This is a genomic window from Micromonospora sp. NPDC023633 (genome assembly GCF_040640035.1).
In the GTDB taxonomy this organism is placed as follows: domain Bacteria; phylum Actinomycetota; class Actinomycetes; order Mycobacteriales; family Micromonosporaceae; genus Micromonospora.
Genome location: NZ_JBFABB010000073.1, coordinates 2,893 through 24,517, shown reverse-complemented (window position 1 = coordinate 24,517; position 21,625 = coordinate 2,893). Strand labels below are relative to the sequence as shown.

General features: G+C 73.9%; 21 protein-coding genes. 12 read left to right on the top strand and 9 right to left on the bottom strand.

Going from position 1 to position 21,625, the window contains the following annotated elements:
- Nucleotides 1-73 precede the first annotated feature (73 nt).
- Entirely contained in the window at nt 74-994 is a 921-nt protein-coding gene (locus AB0G13_RS21865) for an ADP-ribosylglycohydrolase family protein (protein ID WP_357876972.1), read from the top strand.
- Nucleotides 995-1,142: 148 nt separating this feature from the next.
- A complete protein-coding gene (gene thrS / locus AB0G13_RS21860) occupies nt 1,143-3,143 on the top strand; it encodes a threonine--tRNA ligase (RefSeq protein ID WP_357876969.1) in 2,001 nt (666 codons plus the stop codon).
- 61 nt (nt 3,144-3,204) lie between these two features.
- Here the strand turns inward: thrS and AB0G13_RS21855 are convergent, their stop codons facing one another.
- Complete coding sequence (locus AB0G13_RS21855; protein ID WP_357876966.1) at nt 3,205-3,942, bottom strand: D-Ala-D-Ala carboxypeptidase family metallohydrolase; 738 nt, start codon at nt 3,940-3,942, stop codon at nt 3,205-3,207.
- Nucleotides 3,943-4,164: 222 nt separating this feature from the next.
- Between AB0G13_RS21855 and AB0G13_RS21850 the strand changes: the two genes are divergently transcribed.
- Together AB0G13_RS21850 and AB0G13_RS21845 are read left to right on the top strand one after the other, a co-directional pair.
- On the top strand, nt 4,165-4,677 hold the full coding sequence (locus tag AB0G13_RS21850; RefSeq protein ID WP_357877015.1) for an HIT domain-containing protein: 513 nt from the start codon (nt 4,165-4,167) through the stop codon (nt 4,675-4,677).
- 150 nt (nt 4,678-4,827) lie between these two features.
- The gene (locus AB0G13_RS21845; protein WP_357876963.1) at nt 4,828-5,886 is read left to right on the top strand and encodes an aldo/keto reductase; all 1,059 of its coding nucleotides are present in this window, start codon (nt 4,828-4,830) and stop codon (nt 5,884-5,886) included.
- 135 nt (nt 5,887-6,021) lie between these two features.
- On the opposite strand, the gene AB0G13_RS21840 is transcribed toward AB0G13_RS21845, so the two are convergent.
- Entirely contained in the window at nt 6,022-8,184 is a 2,163-nt protein-coding gene (locus tag AB0G13_RS21840) for an elongation factor G-like protein EF-G2 (RefSeq protein WP_357876960.1), read from the bottom strand.
- Between the two features lie 252 nt (nt 8,185-8,436).
- Here AB0G13_RS21840 and pgsA point away from each other — a divergent pair, with 252 nt between their 5' ends.
- The 7 genes from pgsA (at nt 8,437) to AB0G13_RS21805 (ending at nt 14,688) form a co-directional block, all read left to right on the top strand.
- Complete coding sequence (pgsA, locus tag AB0G13_RS21835) at nt 8,437-9,072, top strand: phosphatidylinositol phosphate synthase (RefSeq protein WP_357876957.1); 636 nt, start codon at nt 8,437-8,439, stop codon at nt 9,070-9,072.
- A gap of 43 nt (nt 9,073-9,115) precedes the next feature.
- Nucleotides 9,116-10,048 carry a phosphatidylinositol mannoside acyltransferase gene (locus tag AB0G13_RS21830; RefSeq protein WP_357876954.1) on the top strand — a complete coding sequence of 311 codons (933 nt, stop codon included), beginning with the start codon at nt 9,116-9,118 and terminating at the stop codon, nt 10,046-10,048.
- Nucleotides 10,049-10,063: 15 nt separating this feature from the next.
- Nucleotides 10,064-11,224: a glycosyltransferase family 4 protein gene (locus AB0G13_RS21825; RefSeq protein ID WP_357876951.1), complete on the top strand. Its 1,161-nt coding sequence runs from the start codon at nt 10,064-10,066 to the stop codon at nt 11,222-11,224.
- A gap of 2 nt (nt 11,225-11,226) precedes the next feature.
- Complete coding sequence (locus tag AB0G13_RS21820; RefSeq protein ID WP_357877012.1) at nt 11,227-11,730, top strand: hypothetical protein; 504 nt, start codon at nt 11,227-11,229, stop codon at nt 11,728-11,730.
- Between the two features lie 304 nt (nt 11,731-12,034).
- On the top strand, nt 12,035-12,952 hold the full coding sequence (pdxS, locus tag AB0G13_RS21815; protein WP_357876948.1) for a pyridoxal 5'-phosphate synthase lyase subunit PdxS: 918 nt from the start codon (nt 12,035-12,037) through the stop codon (nt 12,950-12,952).
- Nucleotides 12,953-13,022: 70 nt separating this feature from the next.
- The gene (pdxT, locus tag AB0G13_RS21810; RefSeq protein WP_357876945.1) at nt 13,023-13,631 is read left to right on the top strand and encodes a pyridoxal 5'-phosphate synthase glutaminase subunit PdxT; all 609 of its coding nucleotides are present in this window, start codon (nt 13,023-13,025) and stop codon (nt 13,629-13,631) included.
- A gap of 307 nt (nt 13,632-13,938) precedes the next feature.
- The gene (locus tag AB0G13_RS21805) at nt 13,939-14,688 is read left to right on the top strand and encodes a YebC/PmpR family DNA-binding transcriptional regulator (protein WP_357876942.1); all 750 of its coding nucleotides are present in this window, start codon (nt 13,939-13,941) and stop codon (nt 14,686-14,688) included.
- On the opposite strand, the gene AB0G13_RS21800 is transcribed toward AB0G13_RS21805, so the two are convergent.
- Complete coding sequence (locus AB0G13_RS21800; RefSeq protein ID WP_357876939.1) at nt 14,640-15,152, bottom strand: hypothetical protein; 513 nt, start codon at nt 15,150-15,152, stop codon at nt 14,640-14,642. The genes AB0G13_RS21805 and AB0G13_RS21800 overlap by 49 nt on opposite strands.
- Nucleotides 15,153-15,340: 188 nt before the next feature.
- Between AB0G13_RS21800 and AB0G13_RS21795 the strand changes: the two genes are divergently transcribed.
- Nucleotides 15,341-15,928: a DUF402 domain-containing protein gene (locus AB0G13_RS21795; protein WP_357876936.1), complete on the top strand. Its 588-nt coding sequence runs from the start codon at nt 15,341-15,343 to the stop codon at nt 15,926-15,928.
- A 69-nt stretch (nt 15,929-15,997) separates the two neighbouring features.
- Here the strand turns inward: AB0G13_RS21795 and AB0G13_RS21790 are convergent, their stop codons facing one another.
- From AB0G13_RS21790 to AB0G13_RS21765, 6 genes are all read right to left on the bottom strand, one after another.
- Nucleotides 15,998-17,059 (bottom strand): ABC transporter permease, encoded by a 1,062-nt coding sequence (locus tag AB0G13_RS21790; protein ID WP_357876933.1) that lies wholly within the window; start codon nt 17,057-17,059, stop codon nt 15,998-16,000.
- On the bottom strand, nt 17,056-17,949 hold the full coding sequence (locus tag AB0G13_RS21785) for an ATP-binding cassette domain-containing protein (protein WP_357876929.1): 894 nt from the start codon (nt 17,947-17,949) through the stop codon (nt 17,056-17,058). The genes AB0G13_RS21790 and AB0G13_RS21785 overlap by 4 nt, the downstream gene beginning before the upstream one ends.
- An 81-nt stretch (nt 17,950-18,030) precedes the next feature.
- The gene (locus tag AB0G13_RS21780) at nt 18,031-18,723 is read right to left on the bottom strand and encodes a response regulator transcription factor (protein ID WP_357877009.1); all 693 of its coding nucleotides are present in this window, start codon (nt 18,721-18,723) and stop codon (nt 18,031-18,033) included.
- A 23-nt stretch (nt 18,724-18,746) separates the two neighbouring features.
- Nucleotides 18,747-20,033, bottom strand: a complete 1,287-nt coding sequence (locus AB0G13_RS21775; protein ID WP_357876926.1) for a sensor histidine kinase — start codon at nt 20,031-20,033, stop codon at nt 18,747-18,749.
- 122 nt (nt 20,034-20,155) lie between these two features.
- A complete protein-coding gene (locus tag AB0G13_RS21770; RefSeq protein WP_357876923.1) occupies nt 20,156-21,106 on the bottom strand; it encodes a permease prefix domain 1-containing protein in 951 nt (316 codons plus the stop codon).
- A complete protein-coding gene (locus AB0G13_RS21765) occupies nt 21,103-21,444 on the bottom strand; it encodes a PadR family transcriptional regulator (RefSeq protein ID WP_357876920.1) in 342 nt (113 codons plus the stop codon). Before AB0G13_RS21765 ends, AB0G13_RS21770 begins: the two co-directional genes overlap by 4 nt.
- Between the last annotated feature and the right edge of the window lie 181 nt (nt 21,445-21,625).

Sequence of the window (21,625 nt, the reverse complement as noted above, 5' to 3'; positions counted from 1 at the left end):
AGCAAGACGGTACTCGCGGTGGCAAGTCGACCGCGTTGCGGCGCACGTGTGAACAGGGCAAGCTGGTACAACGATGTCCTTCACGCTCTTTCCCGACACCCGCCTCGCGTTGGCCCGGGACTCGCTCGCCGGCCTGTCGGTGGGCGACGCGCTCGGCTCGCAGTTCTTCGTTCCCGGCCGGCACCCGGCCGACCTGGCCGCCGGCAAGCTGCCCCCAGCGCCGTGGCAGTGGACCGACGACACCGAGATGGCCTGCTCGGTGGTCGCCGCCCTCGCCGACACCGGCCGGATCGACCGGGACGCCCTCGCCGCGGCCTTCGCCGAGCGCTGCGAGCCCTATCGGGGGTACGGGCCGGGGGCCGTGACCATCCTGCGGCTGATCCGCACCGGCACGCCGTGGCCGGTGGCGGCCGCCTCGGCCTTCGACGGCCAGGGCTCCTGCGGCAACGGGGCGGCGATGCGGGTCGGCCCGCTGGGCGCGTGGTACGCCGACTCCACCGCGCGGGCGGCGGCGCAGGCCCGGGCGTCCGCCGAGGTGACCCACGCCCACCCGGAGGGCATCGCCGGCGCGGTGGCGGTGGCCGTGGCCGCGTCGCTGGCCGCCCGAGCCCGGTTGGACGGCCACCGGCCCGCCCCGGACCGACTGCTGGCCGGCGTCACCGCCGCGCTGGACCCGGCCACCGAGGTGCACCGGGGCGTGCGCCGGGCGGCCGGCCTGCTCGACCGGTCGGTCCCCGAGGCCGCCGACGTGCTCGGCAACGGCTCCCGGGTCACCGCCCAGGACACCGTCGCCTTCACCTGCTGGGTGGCCGCCGTGCACCTGGACGACTACCCGGCGGCGGTGCGCGCCTGCGTCGAGGCCGGCGGGGACGTCGACACCACGGCCGCGATCGTCGGGGCGGTGGTGGCCGCGCACACCGGGGTCGGCACCCCGGGCGGGGTGCCGACCGACTGGCTGGCCGCCCGCGAGCCCATGCCGGACTGGGCCGGCTGACCCCGCGCACCCACGGGTCCGGCGGGGCGGCGCCCGTCCCACGGACCCGGGGGCGGTGGCGTCGGCGACCGTGCCGGCGGGGGCGACCGATAGCATCGCAGGAGCCGAACGTTCGGCGTCATCCGTGCCGTCTGCTGGAGGAGTCACCGTGTCCGCACCCCGTACCCCCGCCGTGGCCGACCCCGTCGTCGTCGCCGCCGGGACCACGGCGGCCGACGCGGTGGCCGCGGCCGGTCTGCCCGCGTCCGGCCCGAAGGCGATCGTGGTGGTCCGCGACCCGCAGGGCCAGCTGCGCGACCTGGACTGGGTCCCGCAGGCCGACACCGAGGTCGAGCCGGTCAGCCTCGACTCGCCGGACGGGCTCAACGTGCTGCGGCACTCCTGCGCGCACGTGCTCGCCCAGGCGGTGCAGGACGTCTTCCCGGAGGCCAAGCTCGGCATCGGCCCGCCGATCGAGAACGGCTTCTACTACGACTTCGCCGTCGACAAGCCGTTCCAGCCGGACGACCTCGGCAAGCTCGAGAAGCGGATGCAGGAGATCGTCAAGTCCGGCCAGCGGTTCCGCCGCCGCCGCTTCGGCAGCCTGGACGAGGCGAAGGCCGAGCTGGCCGCCGAGCCGTTCAAGCTGGAGCTCATCGACGTCAAGGGCGAAGGGCTCGACACCTCCGAGGTGATGGAGGTGGGCGGCGGCGAGCTGACCATCTACGACAACTTCGCCGCCAACGAGGACAAGGTCTGCTGGTCGGACCTGTGCCGGGGCCCGCACCTGCCGAACACCCGGCTCATCGGCGCGTTCAAGCTGATGCGCTCGGCCGCCGCGTACTGGCGCGGCTCGGAGAAGAACCCGCAGCTCCAGCGGGTGTACGGCACCGCCTGGCCGACCCGGGACGAGCTGAAGGCGTACCTGAAGCTGCTGGAGGAGGCCGCGCGGCGCGACCACCGCAAGCTCGGCGCGGACCTGGACCTGTTCAGCTTCCCCGACGAGATCGGCTCCGGCCTGGCGGTCTTCCACCCCAAGGGCGGCATCATCCGCCGCGAGCTGGAGAACTACTCGCGCCGCCGGCACGAGGAGGCGGGATACGAGTTCGTCAACACCCCGCACATCACCAAGGCGCAGCTCTTCGAGACCTCCGGGCACCTGCAGTGGTACGCCGACGGCATGTACCCGCCCATGGAGATGGAGGGCGCGAACTACTACCTCAAGCCGATGAACTGCCCGTTCCACAACCTGATCTTCCGGTCCCGTGGGCGGTCCTACCGGGAGCTGCCGCTGCGGCTGTTCGAGTTCGGCTCGGTCTACCGGTTCGAGAAGTCCGGCGTGGTGCACGGCCTGACCCGGGTGCGCGGCATGACCCAGGACGACGCGCACATCTACTGCACGCAGGAGCAGATGGCGGGCGAGCTCAAGTCGCTGCTGTCGTTCGTGCTGGACCTGCTGCGTGACTACGGCCTGGACGACTTCTACCTGGAGCTGTCCACCCGCAACCCGGAGAAGTCGGTCGGCACCGACGAGAACTGGGAGCGGGCCACCGAGGCACTGCGCTCCGCCGCCGAGGAGTCCGGGCTGGACCTGGTGCCCGACCCCGGTGGCGCGGCCTTCTACGGTCCGAAGATCTCGGTGCAGGCCAAGGACGCCATCGGCCGGACCTGGCAGATGTCGACCATCCAGGTCGACTTCAACCTGCCGGAGCGGTTCGGGCTGGAGTTCCAGGCCGCCGACGGCACCCGGCAGCGGCCGGTGATGATCCACCGGGCGCTCTTCGGCTCGATCGAGCGCTTCTTCGGGGTGCTCACCGAGCACTACGCGGGCGCGTTCCCGGCCTGGCTGGCGCCCGTGCAGGTGGTCGGCATCCCGATCCGCGAGGACCACACCGACTACCTGCACGGCTTCGTCGCCGCGCTGCGCGCCGAGGGCATCCGCGCCCAGGTCGACGCGGGCGACGACCGGATGCAGAAGAAGATCCGCACCGCCCAGCAGCAGAAGATCCCGTTCATGGTGATCGCCGGCGACGACGACGTGGCCGCCGGCACCGTCTCGTTCCGCTACCGGGACGGCTCGCAGCGCAACGGGGTGCCGGTCGCCGACGCCGTGGCCCACGTGCTCGACGTCGTCAGCTCCCGCACCAACGTCGGCCCGTCCGCCGCCTGACCCGCCACGCACCGAAGGCCCCCCGCATCGCGGGGGGCCTTCGTCGACGGGGCGTCAGGTGTCAGATCCCGCAGGTCGGCGCGGACCAGCCGCCGACCAGCCCGAGGTGGGTGTGGTCGTTGTGACCCGGGTAGCCGGGGCCGAGGATGTTGCCGAAGCCGTGGTAGCGGGCCTGCTGGGCGAGCCGGCAGAGCGAGGGCGACCCGACCAGGTCGACGCCGTCGCCGTAGAGGTGCCGGCTGTTGGAGGCGCCGCCGACCGCGCTGTTGCAGGCGTAGCTGCGGAAGCCGCTGCTGATGTAGATCGGTACGTTGCCGAGGGCCTTCCGCATGGCCTGGAGCTTCCACATCGACACCAGCGCGTTGAACCGGGCGGTGCTCGCGGAGACGGCACCGCCGGACCAGGTGCTGTTGCAGTTGTTCCACTCGGCGTAGGTGAAGTTGACCGGCGTGCAGTCGTCGTCCTGCAGCGCGTAGAGCGTGTTGAAGGTCTGCGGGCCGGCGATGCCGTCGGCGCTCAGGCCGTACGCCTGCTGGAAGCGGATCACGGCGGACCGGGTGGCCGGGCCGAACGCCCCGTCGAGGCCGAGCACCGCGTTGTAGCCGGGGTAGCCGGAGAGCCGGATCTGCAGCTGCCGGACGTCCTCGCCGGTCGCCCCCTGCGACAGGGTGCGTCCCCAGGTGTAGCAGCCGTCGGCCTGTGCCGCGCTGCTCGTCGCCACCACCCCGACGAGGGTGGTGACCGCGGCGAGGGTGCAAGCGGCGAAGGCTCGGCCGAGCCGGCGGAATGCGGTTCTCACGGTGACTCCCATCGACAGGGGATGATGTCTGTGGATGGATTCTTCATTCATGTTCATCACTTCGTCAAGAACTTCCACCCCCTATCCGTCCCCCTGAATGTCTGGCGGTCGGCAGGGGCGTCCGGGGTCGGGCGCGAGCGGGCGAACGGCGTCGGGAGCGGCACCCGCCGGGAACGTAGGATCGGTGACGTGACAGGGGTGGAACGGCACATGGACAGCGGCATGGCCGACGGCCTGGAGCGGCTCTGGACTCCGCACCGGATGACCTACATCTCCGGCGAGGACCGGCCCGAGGGCGGCTACGAGCGGCCCGCCGGCTGCCCGTTCTGCCGGGCGCCGGGGCTGGCGCCGGAGGAGAGCCTGGTGGTGGCCCGGGGCGAGCACGTCTTCGCGGTGCTCAACCTCTATCCCTACAACCCCGGGCACCTGCTGGTCTGCCCCTACCGGCACGTCGCCGACTACACCGAGCTGGACCTGGCCGAGACCACCGAGCTGGCGGCGTTCACCCAGACCGCCATGCGGGTGGTGCGCAAGGTGAGCAACGCGCACGGGTTCAACCTGGGCATGAACCAGGGCGGCGTGGCCGGCGCGGGTATCGCCGCGCACCTGCACCAGCACGTGGTGCCCCGCTGGGGCGGGGACGCCAACTTCATGCCCGTGATCGGGCGGACGAAGGTCGTGCCGCAACTGCTCACCGACACCCGCGAGCTGTTCACCCGGGCCTGGCCGACCTGACCGACCCGCCGTTCCCCGGCGTCCGGTCCGGGCCTGCGGCCCGGCCGTGCCGCGCCGTTCCCGGCGTCCGTGGCGGTCCGCGGCGTGGACGGTCGGCTCGGCGGTGAACTTCCCGCCCCCGGCCGGGGCGCGAGGTGGCACGATCTGGCGATGGCAGTGACGACGCGGACGTTGGGCCGCAGCGGCATCGAGGTCAGCGCCCTCGGCATGGGGTGCTGGGCGATCGGCGGGCCCTGGGCCGAGGGCACCCAGCCGCTGGGCTGGGGCGCCGTCGACGACGACGAGTCGGTCCGCGCGATCCGGCACGCGCTCGACATCGGGGTGACGCTCTTCGACACCGCCGACACCTACGGGGCCGGGCACGGGGAGCGGGTGCTCGGCCGGGCCCTCGCCGGTCGGCGCGACGAGGCGGTGATCGCCACCAAGTGGGGCTACACCTTCGACGAGGCCAGCCGCCAGGCCACCGGCGAGGACCCCTCCCCGGCGTACCTGCGGCAGGCCGTCACGCAGTCGCTGCGCCGGCTGGGCACCGACCGGATCGACCTCTACCAGCTGCACCTCGCGGACCTGCCGGTGCCGCGGGCCGAGGCGCTCTTGGGCACCCTGGAGGACCTGGTCGCCGAGGGGTTGATCCGGGCGTACGGCTGGAGCACCGATCGCCCCGACCGCGCCGCCGCGTTCGGCCGGGGCGCCCGGCACGCCACCGCCGTGCAGCACACGCTGTCGGTGCTGCGGGACGCCCCCGAGCTGCTCGCCGTCTGCGACAAGTACGACCTGGCCAGCGTCAACCGGGGTCCGCTGGGGATGGGACTGCTCTCCGGCAAGTACACGGCCGGCTCCACGCTGCCCCGCGACGACGTACGTGGGGTCGCCCCGGGTTGGTTGGAGTGGTTCCGGGGCGGCCGGCCGGCGCCGGAGTGGCTGCGCCGCGTCGCCGCCGTACGGGCCGCGCTGACCGCCGACGGACGTACCCTCGCCCAGGGCGCGCTCGGGTGGCTCTGGGCGCGCAGCGACCGTACGGTCCCGATCCCCGGCTGCCGCACCGTGGCCCAGGTGACGGAGAACGCCGGCGCCCTGCACCGGGGCCCGCTGTCGGCCGACCAGTTCGCCGAGGTGGAGCGCCAGTTGGCCGCGCTGCGGTCGGCCGCCCTCCGCGAGGCCGACCGCCCCTACTGGCCGAGCCCGATGCTCCCCACTGCCCGCCCCTGACCAGCCCGCCCCGCCCTGTCCCGCCCTGTCCCGCGTCGATCATGCGGTTGTGGTGGCCGGAGTGCCCGGATTCATCCGTCTTGCGGGGCACCCCAACTGCATGATCGACCGGGCGGCGGGCGGGTGGGGGAGGGGTCAGGGGTGGGTGGGGGCGTCCTTGCGGAGCTGGTCGGCCAGGTGGGTGGGCATCGGGTCGTAGCGGACGAAGTGGCGGCGGAACGTGCCGGTGCCCGACGTCATGGAGCGCAGCTCGACCGCGTAGCGGAGCAGCTCCGTGGCGGGCACCTCGGCGCGGACCACGGTGCGCCCCTCGGCCTCGGGGTCGGCCTCGGTGCCGAGCACCCGGCCCCGCCGGCCGGACAGGTCGCCCATCACCGCGCCCACCGAGGAGTCGGGCACCCGGACCACCACCTCGTCGACCGGCTCCAGCAGCGCCGGCTGGCCCTTCTCGGCCGCGTCCCGCAGGGCCAGCGCCCCGGCGGTCTGGAAGGCGGCGTCGGAGGAGTCGACGCTGTGCGCCTTGCCGTCGACGAGGGTCACCCGCAGGTCCACCACCGGGTGGCCGGCGACCAGGCCGCGCTCCATCTGGGTGCGTACGCCCTTCTCGACCGAGGGGACGTAGTTGTGCGGCACCGCCCCGCCGACCACCCGGTCGACGAACTCGAAGCCGGCGCCGGCCGGCAGCGGCTCGACCTCGATGTCGCAGACGGCGTACTGGCCGTGGCCGCCGGACTGCTTGACGTGCCGGCCGTGCCCCGACGCCCGGACGGTCAGCGTCTCGCGCAGCGCCACGCGGACCGGCTCGGTCTCCAGCTCCACGCCGCCGGCGCGCAGCCGCTCCAGCACCACGTCGGCGTGCGCCTCACCCATGCACCAGAGCACCAACTGGTGGGTCTCCGGGTTGCGTTCCAGCCGCATGGTGGGGTCGCCGGCGACCAGGCGGGCCAGGTTCCGCGCGAGGGCATCCTCGTCGGCGCGGCTGCGGGCCACGACGGCCACCGGCAGCAGCGGCTCGGGCATCTCCCAGGGGGCGATCAGCAGCGGGTCGTCCTTGGCGGAGATGGTGTCGCCGGTCTCCGCGCTGCCCGACTTGGTGAGCGCGCAGATGTCGCCGGCCACGCAGGCGCCCACCTCGCGCAGGCTCGCGCCCAGCGGCGTGTAGACGTGGCCCACCCGCTCGTCGGCGTCGTGGTCGGGGTGGCCCCGCTCGGCCAGCCCGTGCCCGGAGACGTGCACGGTCTGCTCGGGGCGCAGCGTGCCGGAGAAGACGCGGACCAGGGAGACCCGGCCGACGTGCCGGTCCACGGTCGTCTTGACCACCTCGGCGACCAGCGGCCCGTCCGGGTCGCAGGTCAGCGGCGGCCGTGGGGAGCCGTCGACCCCGGCGATCGCGGGCAGCTCGTGCTCCAGCGGCGAGGGGAAGCCGGCGGTGAGCACCTCCAGCAGCGCGTCCAGCCCCACCCCGGTCTCGGCGCAGACCGGCACCACCGGGTAGAAGTGGCCCCGCGCGACCGCCTTCTCCAGGTCCTCGATCAGCACGTCCGTGCCGATCTCCTCGCCGGAGAGGTAGCGGTCCATCAGGGACTCGTCCTCGCTCTCGGCGATGATCCCCTCGATCAGCTCGTCGCGGGACTCGACGATGGCGGGCAGGTGCTCCGGGTCGGGCTCGCGCACCTGGGCCGGCAGGCCGGCGGTGTAGTCGAAGACCCGGCGGGTGACCAGGCCGAGCAGGCCGACGGTGGAGACCCCGTCGTCGCCGAGCATCGGCAGGTAGAGCGGGAGCACGTTGTCGCCGAAGACCCGCTGGCACAGCGCCACGGCCTCGTCGAAGTCGGCGCGCGGGTGGTCCAGCCGCGCCACGGCGACCGCCCGGGGCATGTCCACCGCCGCGCACTCCTCCCAGAGGGCGGCGGTGGCGGCGTCCATCCCGTCGACGGCGGAGACCACGAACAGCGCCGCGTCGGCGGCCCGCAGCCCCGCCCGCAGCTCGCCGACGAAGTCGGCGTAGCCGGGGGTGTCGAGCAGGTTGACCTTGATCCCGTCGTGCAGCAGCGGCGCGCAGGCCAGGCTCACCGAGCGCTGCTGGCGTACGGCTGCCGGGTCGTGGTCGCAGACGGTGGTGCCGTCCGCGACGGTGCCGGCCCGGCCGATCGTGCCGCTCGCCGCGAGCAGCGCCTCGACCAGCGTCGTCTTGCCCGCTCCGGAGTGGCCGACGAGCACCACGTTGCGGATCCTGCCGGGCTCCGTCACCACCGGCGCGCCGCCGGCGGCCCCCTTGTCCTGACTCTTCTGCGCCATGGGGCGCACCTCCCTCAGCCGTGGTTGGTGGCGACCGCCGCGCGCGACGGGGAAGCGGCCCGGTCGGGTTCCGCGGCGACATCCTCCGGTGCTGTGCCGGGTTGCGGGTAATCAACGGGCGGGTGGGTGAGCTGGCTCACGTCCCTGGCTCGATCTCACACCCGATCCGGGGCCGGCACAAGGCTCCGTCCCCGCGGGTCGCCTGACCGGCCGTACCGCTGCTGCTACGCGGACCGTTATCGTGGGACCGCCATGGCGAAGATCTTCCAAGTGTCGGCCCGCGCGGGGATGACCCGTGTCGTCGAGCCGGTCGCACGCCGCCTGCTCCGAGCGGGCGTAACTCCCAACGCGGTCACCGTGGCGGGCACCCTCGGGGTGCTCGTCGGCGCGCTCGGCTTCGGTGCCCGCGGTCATCTGGTCGCCGGGGCCCTGATAGTGACCTTCTTCGCGCTCACCGACCTGCTCGACGGGACGATGGCCCGGATGAGCGGGGGCGCCACGAAGTTCGGGGCGTTCCTCGATTCGAGCATGGACCGGGTCGCCGACAGCGCCGTCTTCGGCGCGGTGGCGTACTGGCTGGCCACCCAGCACCAGTACTCGGGCGTCGCCGCCGCGCTGCTCTGCCTGGCCGCCGGCGGGCTGGTCTCCTACGTCAAGGCCCGCGCCGAGGGGCTCGGCATGACCTGCAACGTGGGCATCGCCGAGCGCACCGAGCGGCTGCTCATCGTCGGCGTCGGCGGGCTGCTCACCGGCCTCGGCGTCGGGCGTGCGCTGGAGGTCGCGCTCTGGCTGCTCGCCGCCGTGTCGATCTTCACCGTCGGCCAGCGGATGGCGCACGTGTACCGCCAGGCCCAGCGGGTGCACACCAATCCGGGCGGACAGGGGTGAGCGCGACACTCGCGGGTCGGCCGCGGCCGGGGGGCCGGCGCCGGTGAACCTCACCGAGCTCGGCTACGTCGCCGGATGGCGCGTGATCCGCGCGCTGCCCCGGTCCGTCACGGCCGCGGCGTTCCGGGCGGGCGCCGACCGCGCCCACCGCCGCGGCGGCGGGGGTACGGCCCGACTGCGCGCGAACCTGCGCCGGGTGGTCGGCCCCGACCTGCCGGAGGCCGAACTCGACGAGTTGGTCCGCCGCGGCCTGCGCTCGTACGCCCGCTACTGGCTGGAGGCGTTCCGGCTGCCCGCGCTCAGCCGGGCGGAGATCCTGGCCGGCTTCCGGCTCGACGGCGAGGAGAAGCTCGCCGCCGACGTGGCGGCCGGTCGGGGCGCGGTCGTGGCGCTGCCGCACGCCGGCAACTGGGACGCCGCCGGCGCCTGGGTCGCGGCGACCGGCTGGCCGATCACCACCGTCGCGGAACGGCTCCGGCCGGAGGGCGTCTACCAGCGGTTCCTCGCCTTCCGCCGCAGCCTGGGCATGGAGATCCTGCCCACCCACGGCGGCGAGCGGAACGCGTTCGACGTGCTGGTCGACCGGGTCCGGGCCGGCACGGTGGTGCCGCTGCTGGCCGACCGTGACCTCTCCGCGCGGGGCGTGGAGGTCGAGTTCTTCGGCCACCGCACCCGGATGCCCCCGGGCCCGGCCCTGCTCGCGCTGCGCACGGGAGCGCCCCTCTACGTCGCCTCGATGTGGTACGAAGCGGACGCGGCGTGCGCGTCGATCGAGGGACCCCTGCCGCTGCCCGGCCCGGAGGAGGGCCCGCTCGACCAGCGGGTCCGGTCGCTGACCCAGCGGATCGCCGACGGTCTGGCGGCGGGCATCGCCCGGCATCCGGAAGACTGGCACATGTTGCAGCGGATGTGGCTGGACCAGCACGGCACGGGTGGCGGCGCGACCCTGCCCTCCCCGGCCGCCGGACAGGCGTAAGGGAGGCGTTTGCACGTGCGCATCGGCATCGTGTGCCCGTACTCCTTCGACGTGCCCGGTGGGGTGCAGAACCACGTCATGGACCTCGCCGAGGCGCTGATCGGGCTCGGCCACGAGGTGAGCGTGCTCGCCCCGGCCGACGAGGACTCCCCGCTGCCGCCGTACGTGGTGCCGGCGGGCCGGGCCGTGCCGCTGCCGTACAACGGCTCGGTGGCCCGGATCGCCTTCGGCCCGGTCTCCACCGCGCGGGTACGACGCTGGATCATCCGGGGCGAGTTCGACGTGCTGCACGTGCACGAGCCGCTGACCCTGAGCCTGTCGCTGCTGGCCGTGCTCTCCGCCCGGGGCCCGGTGGTGGCCACCTTCCACACCGCGATGACGCGGTCGCGGGCGCTGGCCGCCGCGCAGGGCGTGCTCCAGATCGTGCTGGAGCGGATCACCGCCCGGATCGCGGTGAGCGCGCTGGCGCGCAAGGTGCAGGTCGAGCACATGGACGGCGGCGCGGTGGAGATCCCGAACGGGGTGGCCGTCGCGAAGTTCAGTCACGCGCTGCCCCTGCCGGGCTGGCCGGGGGAGTGCCCGCCGGGCCGGGACGGCGCGATCGGGTTCCTCGGCCGGTTCACCGAGGCCCGCAAGGGGTTCCCGATCCTGCGGGACGCCTTCGTGGAACTGGCCCGGCAGCGTCCCGGCCTGCGGCTGCTGGTGGCCGGCCCCGGCGACGCGGACGACCTGTTCGGGCGGTTTCCGGCCGACCTGCGGGACCGGGTGACCTTCCTCGGGCTGGTCTCCGAGGAGGACAAGGCGCGGATGTTGCGCAGCGTGCACCTCTACGTGGCGCCGAACACCGGCGGGGAGTCCTTCGGCATGATCCTCACCGAGGCGCTCGCGGCGGGCACGACCGTCGTCGCCAGCGACCTCGACGCGTTCCGCCGCGTGCTCGACGGCGGCCGGGCCGGCCGGCTGTTCCCGACCGGGGACCCGGCCGCGCTGCGTACCGCCCTGGCGGACCTGCTCGACGACGCCGACGCCCGGGCCGCGCTGACCGCCTGCGGTGACCAGGTGGTGGCCACCTTCGACTGGCCCGTGGTCGCCCGGCGGGTGCTGGAGGTGTACGCGGCGGCGATCGAGGCCACCGACGGGCGGGTCATGGACACCGAATGGGTGGGGCTGGACTGACGATGCCGGGCTTCTGGTGGGTGGTGGCCGCGACCCTGGTCGTCGGGCTGGTCGCGGCGTACCTCGTCTGGACCGCCGGCCGGGTGGGCCGGTTGCACGCGCGGGCGGAGCTGGCGGCCCGCGCCCTGGAGGCCCACCTGCTGCGCCGGGCGGCGGCCGCCGCCGTCCTGGCCGAGCGCCGCTACGGCGTCGAGCTGTACGCGGCGGCGCGGATCGCGCTGGACGCCGAGCCGGACGAGCGGGAGGCCGCCGAGAACGACCTCACCCGCCAGCTGCGGGCGGTGGAGCTGGACCCGACCGACCCGGACTGCGAGGCGGTGATCGCCGCGAGCCGGCGGCTGGCCCTGGCCCGCCAGGTGCACACCGACCTGGTCCGCGACGCCCGGGCGGCGCGAGGCCGCCCGCTGGTGCGCCTGTTGCGGATGGGGCGCCGCCGCCCGTGGCCGCGCTACTTCGACATCGACGACCCCACGCTCACCGTCCCGGCCGACGTCCCCACCGGCTGAACGGGGCGCAACCGTGCGCTGGGGCCGCATCGTGATCAGGGCCCCATGGACGTCATCCGGCCGCTTCGAGGTCCATGGCGTCCTGATCGCCTCCGGCTCGCACCGGAACGGGGCGCGGACACTGCCGGGCATCCGGGACGGGGCGTCGCGGTCGGGACGGGACGGGCGGGGAGGAACCGGCGACGGCCGGTGACGACTGCCACAGTGCAGGCCACCGTGGGCGTGATTGGCTGTCGGATCGGCGTTGGGACCGTCGTAGCATTTCCGCAGCCACCCCCCGAGCACGTTCGAGGAGCGATGACCCGTGCCCGAAACCACTGCCCAGAACGCTAGCGCCAGCCCCGTCACCGGCACCGCCCGCGTCAAGCGCGGCATGGCCGAGATGCTCAAGGGCGGCGTGATCATGGACGTGGTCAACGCCGAGCAGGCCAAGATCGCCGAGGACGCCGGCGCCGTCGCGGTGATGGCGCTCGAGCGGGTGCCCGCCGACATCCGTGCCCAGGGCGGGGTGTCCCGGATGAGCGACCCCGACATGATCGACGGCATCATCAACGCCGTCTCCATCCCCGTCATGGCCAAGGCCCGGATCGGCCACTTCGTGGAGGCCCAGATCCTCCAGTCGCTCGGCGTCGACTACGTCGACGAGTCCGAGGTGCTGACCCCGGCCGACTACGCCAACCACATCGACAAGTGGGCCTTCACCGTGCCCTTCGTCTGCGGGGCGACCAACCTCGGCGAGGCCCTGCGCCGGATCACCGAGGGCGCGGCCATGATCCGCTCCAAGGGCGAGGCCGGCACCGGTGACGTCTCCAACGCCACCACCCACATGCGCAAGATCCGCCAGGAGATCCGCCGGCTGGGCTCGCTGCCGGCCGACGAGCTGTACGTGGCCGCCAAGGAGCTCCAGGCGCCGTACGAGCTGGTCAAGGAGGTCGCCGAGAGCGGCAAGCTGCCGGTGGTGCTGTTCACCGCCGGTGGGATCGCCACCCCGGCCGACGCCGCGATGATGATGCAGCTCGGCGCCGAGGGCGTCTTCGTCGGCTCCGGCATCTTCAAGTCCGGCAACCCGGCGCAGCGGGCCGCCGCGATCGTGAAGGCCACCACCTTCCACGACGACCCGGACGTGCTGGCGAAGGTCTCGCGGGGCCTGGGCGAGGCGATGGTCGGCATCAACGTCGACGACATCCCGCAGCCGCACCGCCTGGCCGAGCGCGGCTGGTGAGGAAGGGCCCTTCCGCGCCCCCGGGGTGGCGGAGGGGCCACCGCGGCAGGTCGACGAGAGGAACGGTGACATGAGCGACGCACCCGTCATCGGCGTGCTCGCCCTCCAGGGCGACGTCCGCGAGCACGTCGCCGCGCTCGCCGCGGCCGGCGCGGACGCCCGTCCCGTACGCCGTGCGCAGGAGCTGGACGCGGTGGACGGGCTGGTGATCCCCGGCGGCGAGTCCACCACGATCAGCAAGCTCGCCGACATCTTCGAGCTGCGCGAGCCGATCGACAAGCGCATCGCCGACGGCATGCCGGTCTACGGCTCCTGCGCCGGCATGATCATGCTGGCGTCCGACGTCCTCGACGGCCGTCCCGACCAGCGCGGCTTCGCCGGCATCGAGATGACCGTGCGGCGCAACGCCTTCGGCCGGCAGGTCGACTCGTTCGAGGCGTCGGTGGGGATCACCGGCGTCGAGGGCGGGCCGTTCCACGCGGTGTTCATCCGGGCGCCGTGGGTCGAGCGGGTCGGCGACGGCGTCGAGGTGCTCGGCACCGTGACCGAGGGACCGGCCGCCGGCCGGATCGTGGCGGTGCGGCAGGGCAACCTGCTGGCCACCTCGTTCCACCCGGAGCTGACCGGCGACGCGCGGGTGCACGCGTACTTCGTGGAGCTGGTCCGCGCGGCCCGCTGAGCGGTCCCGTGGCACGTCGGGCGGGGTCTCCTCCTCGATAGAGGGCCCCGCCCGCGCCGTTGACCCGGCGCCGGGACGCAGGCCCGGGCTGCCCCCGTCGACCCTCGTCGCACCGCACGGGACGGGCCCGCGCCGTGCCGCGCGTGACAGCCACCCGCCGGACGTCGGTAGGATTGCCGAGATTCGGCGGGGCCAGCTGCCCGTCACGGCTTTCCCGCAGGGCTGACCGGCACCACCGCGTGCGCCGGCGGGGGCAGGGCGTGCGCGGTCGGTCGATGCAGACGGCGGGTAGCAACGGAGGTAGCAGATGTCCGGCCACTCAAAGTGGGCGACGACCAAGCACAAGAAGGCGGTCATCGACGCCAAGCGCGGCAAGATGTTCGCTAAGCTGATCAAGAACGTCGAGGTCGCCGCGCGGACCGGCGGCGGTGACCCGGCCGGCAACCCGACGCTCTACGACGCCATCCAGAAGGCGAAGAAGAACTCGGTCCCCAACGACAACATCGACCGCGCCGTCAAGCGCGGCTCGGGCCTGGAGGCCGGCGGCGCCGACTGGCAGACCATCATGTACGAGGGCTACGGCCCGAACGGCGTGGCGATGCTGATCGAGTGCCTCACGGACAACCGCAACCGCGCGGCGACCGAGGTCCGCACCGCGCTGACCCGTAACGGCGGCTCGCTCGCCGACGCGGGCTCGGTGTCGTACATGTTCTCCCGCAAGGGCGTGGTGATCGTCCCCAAGGCCGGCACGACCGAGGACGACGTGATGATGGCGGTCCTCGACGCCGGCGCCGAGGAGGTCAACGACCTGGGCGAGGCGTTCGAGGTGGTCTCCGAGCCGACCGACCTGATCGCGGTCCGCACCGCGCTCCAGGACGCCGGCATCGAGTACGAGTCGGCAGAGTCGTCGCTGATCCCGAGCGTCAACGTCCCCCTCGACGAGGAGGGCGCCCGCAAGATCTTCAAGCTGATCGACGTCCTGGAGGACTGCGACGACGTGCAGAACGTCTACGCGAACTTCGACGTCAGCGACGAGGTGATGGAGGCCGTCGGCTGATCCCGACGGGCCCATGCCCGGCTCCCCGCCGCCGGGTACGGCGGCGGGGACCCGGCGGTCCCGGCGACGACATGGACGCCGAGCCGTCCGACAGCGAATCCCCAGTCGTTGGACCACGCCCCGCCGGCCCCGGTTCCGCTGACCACGGCCGACGCGGTCGAGCCCGGTCCCGCCTCGACCGGGACGCGCAGGCTGATCGAGTCGATCCGTACCGTGCCGTCGTCGCTGGTGAAGGGGCCGTGACAGGTCCGATCGCCCTTGCTCGCGGAGCCCGCGTCGCAGCTCACGATCCGCACGCTGCCCGGGGTGGGGGTGACGAGGGCGGCGCCGACGTGGTCCCACGTGCGGCGAACCTCCCACACGTTCCACCAGACGGTGACGAGCAGCAGGGCGGCGGTGACGAGCACGCCGCACCAGGCCCGCACCGACCTGTTCGTCGTCCCGGCCCCGGGTCTCCATCGCATCGGTCCACATCGTAGGGACGCCGCGCACCCCCTGTCGGACATGCGACCGCCCTCGACGCGGGCGCGGGCTCGTCGTGCGCGCAAGCCGTCCGGCGCTCGCTAGGCTGCGGGGTGTGGATCCCTCGGGCCGTGCGGGGCGAAGCGGTGGTCGGGCGGGCGGGGGTCGCCGGTTCGCGCCGGGCGACGTCGTGGTCCGGCGCGAGGTCCTGCGCGGCGAGGTGTGGTTCGGCTGTCCGACGATCTGCGTCGAGGACTCGCCCGACCTGCTCGCGCTCTACCTGCCGCCGGGCGCGGAGTTCGGCTTTCCCGAGGCCGGCAGCTTCCCGTGCGGGCGGCACCCGTGGCAGGTCGCCGGGCACCGGGCGTGGAGCGGGCACGGCAAGCTGATGCTGCACCGCCCGGGCGAGGCGCACTCCGTGGACGTCTTCTGGACCGGCCCGGAGCGCGCCTTCGCCGGGTGGTACTTCAACCTCCAGGACCCGGTGCGGCGTACCCCGATCGGGATGGACACCCTCGACCACGAGCTGGACCTCTGGTGGGGCGCGGCCGAGGACGGCTACGTCTGGAAGGACGTGGAGATGTTCGCCCAGCGCCTCGCGGAGGGGCGCTACCCGGGGATGGCCGACGCGATCCGGGCCGAGGGCGACCGGATCGCCGCCCTGCTCGACGCGGGGGAGCGCTGGTGGGACGCGGCGTGGTCGGCCTGGCGACCGGACCCGGCCTGGCCGGTCCCGGCCCTGCCGCCCGGCTGGGACACGGTCCCGCCGTCGCGCTGACCGCCCGGTCGCGTCCCGCCCGGGGCCGCGATGCCGCCCGGCACGCCGGGGCGTGCCGGGCGACGCCGCTCAGCCCAGCGTCTCGCGCGAGCGCCACGCCGTCCGGACCGAGGTGCGGCCGTTGGTGCGCAGCAGCGAACCCTCGTACACCCGGGCCCCGGCGGCCACGAACGCGGCGGCCGCGACCAGCAGCAGGACCAGGGACACCAGCGGCTCCCAGCCGGCCGCGTCCCCGGTGAACAGCCGCAACGGCATGGCCGTCGGCGCGGAGAACGGCAGGTAGGACAGCACCCGCATGGCCGTCGCGTTGTCGTTCAGGAAGATCACCGCGAAGAACGGCAGCATGACCGCGAGCTGCACCGGCGTCGACACGCCCGCGATGTCCTCCTGGCGGTTCACCAGCGCCCCGGCCGCCGCCCACATGGCCGCGACCAGCACGAAGCCGAGCAGGAAGAACGGCAGGAACCAGCCGATCGCCGGAGCCAGCAGCGAGAGCAGCCCGCCGCTGTCGCCGAACTGCACCCCGATCAGGGCGACCAGGGCGACGAGGGCGATCTGCCCGAGGGCCAGCACCGTGCCGGCGATCATCTTGCCGGCCAGCAACGCCCGCACGGGCACCGCGGCCACCAGGATCTCCACGATCCGGGTCTGCTTCTCCTCGACGATGCTCTGGGCGATCTGCACGCCGAAGGTCTGCGAGGTGATGAAGAAGATGAACGCGAAGGCGAACGGCACCAGGAAGGCCACCACCGGGTCCACCGCGTCGGGGTCCAGCAGCCGGACGGCGGGCTGGGTGCTCAGCGCCGCCACCACGTCGTCGGGGGCCTCGTCCATGGCCAGCACCGCCGGTCCGGAGACCACCGCGGCGTCGACGTCGCCGTCGCGTACGGCCTGCTCGGCGGCGCGGTCGTCGGGGACCGTCCGCACCTGGAGCCCCGCCTCGCGCAGCGGGCCGGCCGCCGCCGCGGTCACCGCCACGCTCGACGGGCCGCCGGAGAGCAGCGGCGGCAGGATGGTCGCGGCGGCGGCGATCAGCAGGAAGAACAGGGTGCTGAACAGGAAGGTGCGGTCGCGCAGCTTGACCCGGATCTCCCGGGCGGCGACCAGCCGGGTGGCCTGCGTGGTGTTCACTGGGCGACCTCTCGGAAGATCTCGGTGAGGGACGGGCTGACCGGGCGGAACGCGCGGACCGGGCCGCGGGCCAGCGCCGCGTGCAGCACCGGCTGCTCGTCCGCGCCGGGCGCGAGGTCGAACACGGCGCGCGCGCCGTCCAGGTCGACCAGGGTCACGCCGGGCTGGTCCCGCAGCCAGCCGGCGTCGGTCTCCACCACCAGCTCGTACCGGGGCACGGTGTACGTCGCGCGCAGTTCCTCCCGGCTGCCGGCGGCCCGGATCACGCCGCCGCCGATGATCACCAGGTCGTCGCAGAGCCGCTCGACGACGTCCAGCTGGTGGCTGGAGAACAGCACCGGCGCGCCCGCGGCGGCCCGCTCCCGCAGGACCGCCACGACCATGTCCACGGCCAGCGGGTCGAGCCCGGAGAACGGCTCGTCGAGCACCAGCACCTCGGGGTCGTGCACCAGGGCGGCGGCGATCTGCGCGCGCTGCTGGTTGCCCAGCGACAGCGTCTCCAGCAGGTCGTCGCCGCGCTCGGCGAGCCCGACCCGCTCCAGCAGCGCGTCCGTGTCGCGCCGCGCGGCGTCGGCGGTCATCCCGTGCAGCCGGCCCAGGTAGGACACCTGTTCCCGGACGCTCATCTTCGGGTAGAGGCCGCGCTCCTCCGGCATGTAGCCGAAGCGCTGGCGGGCCCGCCTGGTCAGCGGCGCCCCCTGCCAGGTGATCTCGCCGCCGTCCGGGGCGAGCACCCCGAGGATGATCCGCATGGTGGTGGTCTTGCCGGCGCCGTTGCCGCCCACGAAGCCGGTCATCCGGCCGGCGGCCACGTCGAAGGACACGTTCTGGAGCACCCGCCGGTCGCCGAAGCTGCGGTCGACGCCGTCGAGGCGGAGCACGTTGGTCACGGCGTTCACGCTAGATCGTCGGCCGCCGCCCGCCGTCCGTCCCGAGATCGAGGGTGCCGTCCCCCTCGTGGCGGAGACCGGTCAGCGGCCGGGACGCACCACCCCGTGCTCGTACGCGAAGACCACCGCCTGCACCCGGTCGCGCAGGCCCAGCTTGGCGAGCACCCGGCTGACGTGCGTCTTCACCGTCGCCTCGCCCAGGTGCAGCTCGGCGGCGATCTCGGCGTTGCTGGCGCCGCCGGCGACCAGGACCAGGACTTCCCGCTCGCGGGGGGTGAGGTCCCGCAGCGCCGCCTCGGGAGCCGTCCTCGGGCCGCCCGGCGTGACGGGCTCGCCGGGGCGGGCGAAGGTGGCGATCACCCGCCGGGTGAGTTCCGGGGCGAGCAGGCCGTCGCCCCGGGCGAGCACCCGGATCGCCTCGATCAGGGCCTCCGGGGTGCCGTTCTTGAGCAGGAAGCCGCTGGCCCCGGCGCGCAGCGCGGCGAACAGGTAGTCGTCCCGGTCGAAGGTGGTGAGGATCAGCACGGCCGGCCCGCCCGGCTTGTCCTCCTCGGCGGTGATCCGCCGGGTGGCCTCCAGCCCGTCGACCCCGGGCATCTCCACGTCCATCAGCACCACGTCCGGCCGCAGCGCCCGGGTCATGCTGGCGGCGCGCTCGCCGTCGGCGGCCTCCCCGACCACCTCGATGTCGTCCTCCACCTCCAGGATGACCCGGAAGCCGGTGCGGACCAGGTGCTGGTCGTCGGCGAGCAGCACCCGGACCGGACGGTCGATCCCGGGCACCTCCTGGTCGGCGCTCACGCCGGCCGCCCCACCGGCTGCGGCAGCGGGAACCGGGCCCGGACCCGCCAGCCGCCGCCGGCCCGCGGACCGACCTCCAGCTCGCCACCGTGGGTGGCGACCCGCTCGCGCATCCCGACCAGGCCGAGTCCGTCGGCATTCGCCGGGCGGGTGGCCCGTCCGTCATCGGTCACGTCGACCTCCACCTCGTGTGCCAGGTAGCGGATCCGCACGTCGAGCGCGGTCGCGCCGGCGGCGTGCTTGAGCGCGTTCGTCACGGCCTCCTGGGCCACCCGGTACGCCGCCTGGGAGACCGAGTCCGGCAGCGGCGCCGGATCCCCGTACACCCCCATGGTGGCCCGCAGCCCGGCCTCGCGGGCGCGCTCGACCACGGCCGCGACCTGGTCGATCCCGGCGGGTCCCGGCTGCTCCGCGCGCTCCGGGCCGCCGTCGCGGGCGCGCAGCAGGCCGAGCATCCGGCGCAGCTCGTCGACGGCCGTGCGGGCGGTCTCCTCGATCGCGCTCAGCGCCGCGCGGGCCTTGACCGGGTCCTTGTCGAACACCCGGCGGGCGGCGGACGCCTGCACCCCCATCACCGACACGTGGTGGGCGACCACGTCGTGCAGCTCCCGGGCGATGCGGAGCCGCTCGCCCACCACCGCGTGCTCGCGGATCTCGGCCTGCGAGCGGCGCAGCTCCTCGGCCCGCGCCTGCACCTCGTGCTGACGCCGGGCGGCCAGCCACGCGGTCTCCCCGAAGAAGTACGCGAACCCGAAGAAGAGGCCGTTGACCAGCACCCCGTTCACCATTGCCGCGAGCACCGGGGGTACGGGCCCGACCGCGCGGGCGAACGCGTCCGCCGGGATGCTGTCGATCGTGACGGCGTAGTACGCGCCCAGCCAGATGAACATGGTGGCGATGACGCCGATGCGCAGCCGCCGGGCCAGCCGGCGGTCGGGGCCCCACGCGCCGAGGGAGTAGAGGGCCGCGAACAGCCCCCACGAGGCGAGCTGCGTCTCCGGGGCGGAGCGCGCCTGGGCGGCGATGAAGCCGATCGAGACGACCACGGTGACGGCGGCGGGGAACCGGCGCCGCCAGACCAGCGGCAGCGTCAACGCGACGGTCCAGAAGACCTGCTCCGGCCCGGACGGCGGCGGCCCCAGCAGGAACGCCCCGGTGCTTCGGGCCAGGGTGAGGCTGACCAGTGCCAGGAGGGTCGCCGCCAGCCCGGCGTAGACGTCGAACCGCCGCTGTTCCGGGGTCGGCCCCGGCCGCCGCCAGTCGTCGTCCGTCACGGTGTTCATCCAGGTCAGGATCTCATCCCGCCGGTCGCCGCCGGTCAGGAGTCCGGCCCGGGGCGGGTGGCCGGCGGCGACACGCGCGACGGCCCGGCACGCGCGACGTGCCGGGCCGTGGCGGGGGTGGATCAGGTGCGGTTGCGCCACGTCTTGACGGCGCTGTCGAGGATGTCCCAGAGCGTCACCAGCACGGTGCCGGCGATCACCGCGGTCGCCAGCAGGTTCAGGTTGTCGCCCTTGCCGAGCCAGTCGAAGCGGGCCACGAGGTCGGGGTTGAGCAGCCGGTCGGTCGACATCAACCAGACCACCGGCACCGCGAACGCCAGGTCGAGCACCGCCTTCACCGCGACCAGCGGCCAGGTCCAGCGCCCGGCCCGGTACTTGGCGAACTCCAGGCCGATCGTGGCCACCAGCACCACGATCAGGAACGGCAGCCAGAAGCTCCACAGCGCCGGATCGAGGATCGGCAGGTTGTCGTCACCGTCGGTGGGTACGAACGACCGGAAGTGCTGCATCGGCAGGTAGGCGATGACCAGTGCCAGGAAGGTGACCGAGGCGGCGATGTCGGCCAGGGTGATCTGCCGGTCGGCCGTGTCCTCCGGCAGCTGGTCGACGCTCCACGCGGGCAGGTGCAGGGGGGTCTTGGTGCGCTCCAGCACCGCGAAGACCGCGGTCACCCAGAAGGCGATCTGGACGGCGACCTGGATGGCGGTGGAGATGCCCGTGCCGATCCCCGCACCCACGTCGCCGCCGTCGGCGACCCGGAGCAGGCCGGCCAGCACGCCGGCCAGGGCCGGGATGAAGCTGAGCAGCAGTTTCATCAGCCGCGCCCAGGCCAGGTAGTAGGCCGGGCCGATGAGCTGCAACCGGCGGTCGGCGTAGCGGGCGGCGAGCTTGTCCGGGTCGCCCAGCTCGGTGAGCACCTCCCGCTCGGCGGCGGTGGCGTCCTGCCCACCGGCCGTGCGGCCCTCGACCATGTCCTCGATCGAGGCGCGCAGCTCGGTGGCGATCTCCTCGCGGCGCGCGACCGGCACCGAGCGCAGGGTCGCGGCGAGGTATCGGTCGGTCAGGGTGGTCATCGGTCGGCTCCTTCGATCAGTCCGGTCAGGGAGGTCTGCACTGTGGCGAGGTCGGTGAGGAGCCGGCCCAGCACCGACTCGCCCTCCTCGCTGGTCCGGTAGAACTTGCGCGGCCGGCTCTCCTCGGTGTTCCACTCGCTGGTCAGCAGCCCCTGCTCCTCCAGCCGCCGCAGCAGCGGGTAGAGCGTGTTGGCGTCGACCGGAAAGCCGTGGTCGGCGAGGCGTTGCAGCAACGCGTAGCCGTAGTCGGGGCGGCGCAGCGCGACGAGGCTCGCCACCACCACGGTGCCCCGACGCAACTCCTGAAGGTGCGTCCGCAGGATCTCATCGCTCACCATGCGTCACACCATACTGTGTGGCACACACTATGGTCCAGCGATACATCATCGTGCTGGCCACCATCAGTGTGTTCGGGCGAAACGGACGGCGGCGGACCCTCGGAGGGGTCCGCCCCCCGGGGGGGGGCCCGGGAGCAGCACCCGCCCCCCCCCCACCCGCCCGCGCCGACCCACCACCCCC

Coding starts and splice junctions, on each gene's coding strand:
- AB0G13_RS21775 (WP_357876926.1), bottom strand. CDS start 20,033: ATGAACACCGTGACGGACGACGACTGGCGGCGGCCGGGGCCGACCCCG.
- pdxT (WP_357876945.1), top strand. CDS start 13,023: ATGAGCGACGCACCCGTCATCGGCGTGCTCGCCCTCCAGGGCGACGTC.
- AB0G13_RS21840 (WP_357876960.1), bottom strand. CDS start 8,184: ATGGCGCAGAAGAGTCAGGACAAGGGGGCCGCCGGCGGCGCGCCGGTG.
- AB0G13_RS21820 (WP_357877012.1), top strand. CDS start 11,227: ATGCCGGGCTTCTGGTGGGTGGTGGCCGCGACCCTGGTCGTCGGGCTG.
- AB0G13_RS21770 (WP_357876923.1), bottom strand. CDS start 21,106: ATGACCACCCTGACCGACCGATACCTCGCCGCGACCCTGCGCTCGGTG.
- AB0G13_RS21845 (WP_357876963.1), top strand. CDS start 4,828: ATGGCAGTGACGACGCGGACGTTGGGCCGCAGCGGCATCGAGGTCAGC.
- AB0G13_RS21765 (WP_357876920.1), bottom strand. CDS start 21,444: ATGGTGAGCGATGAGATCCTGCGGACGCACCTTCAGGAGTTGCGTCGG.
- AB0G13_RS21800 (WP_357876939.1), bottom strand. CDS start 15,152: ATGCGATGGAGACCCGGGGCCGGGACGACGAACAGGTCGGTGCGGGCC.
- pgsA (WP_357876957.1), top strand. CDS start 8,437: ATGGCGAAGATCTTCCAAGTGTCGGCCCGCGCGGGGATGACCCGTGTC.
- AB0G13_RS21865 (WP_357876972.1), top strand. CDS start 74: ATGTCCTTCACGCTCTTTCCCGACACCCGCCTCGCGTTGGCCCGGGAC.
- AB0G13_RS21850 (WP_357877015.1), top strand. CDS start 4,165: ATGGCCGACGGCCTGGAGCGGCTCTGGACTCCGCACCGGATGACCTAC.
- AB0G13_RS21805 (WP_357876942.1), top strand. CDS start 13,939: ATGTCCGGCCACTCAAAGTGGGCGACGACCAAGCACAAGAAGGCGGTC.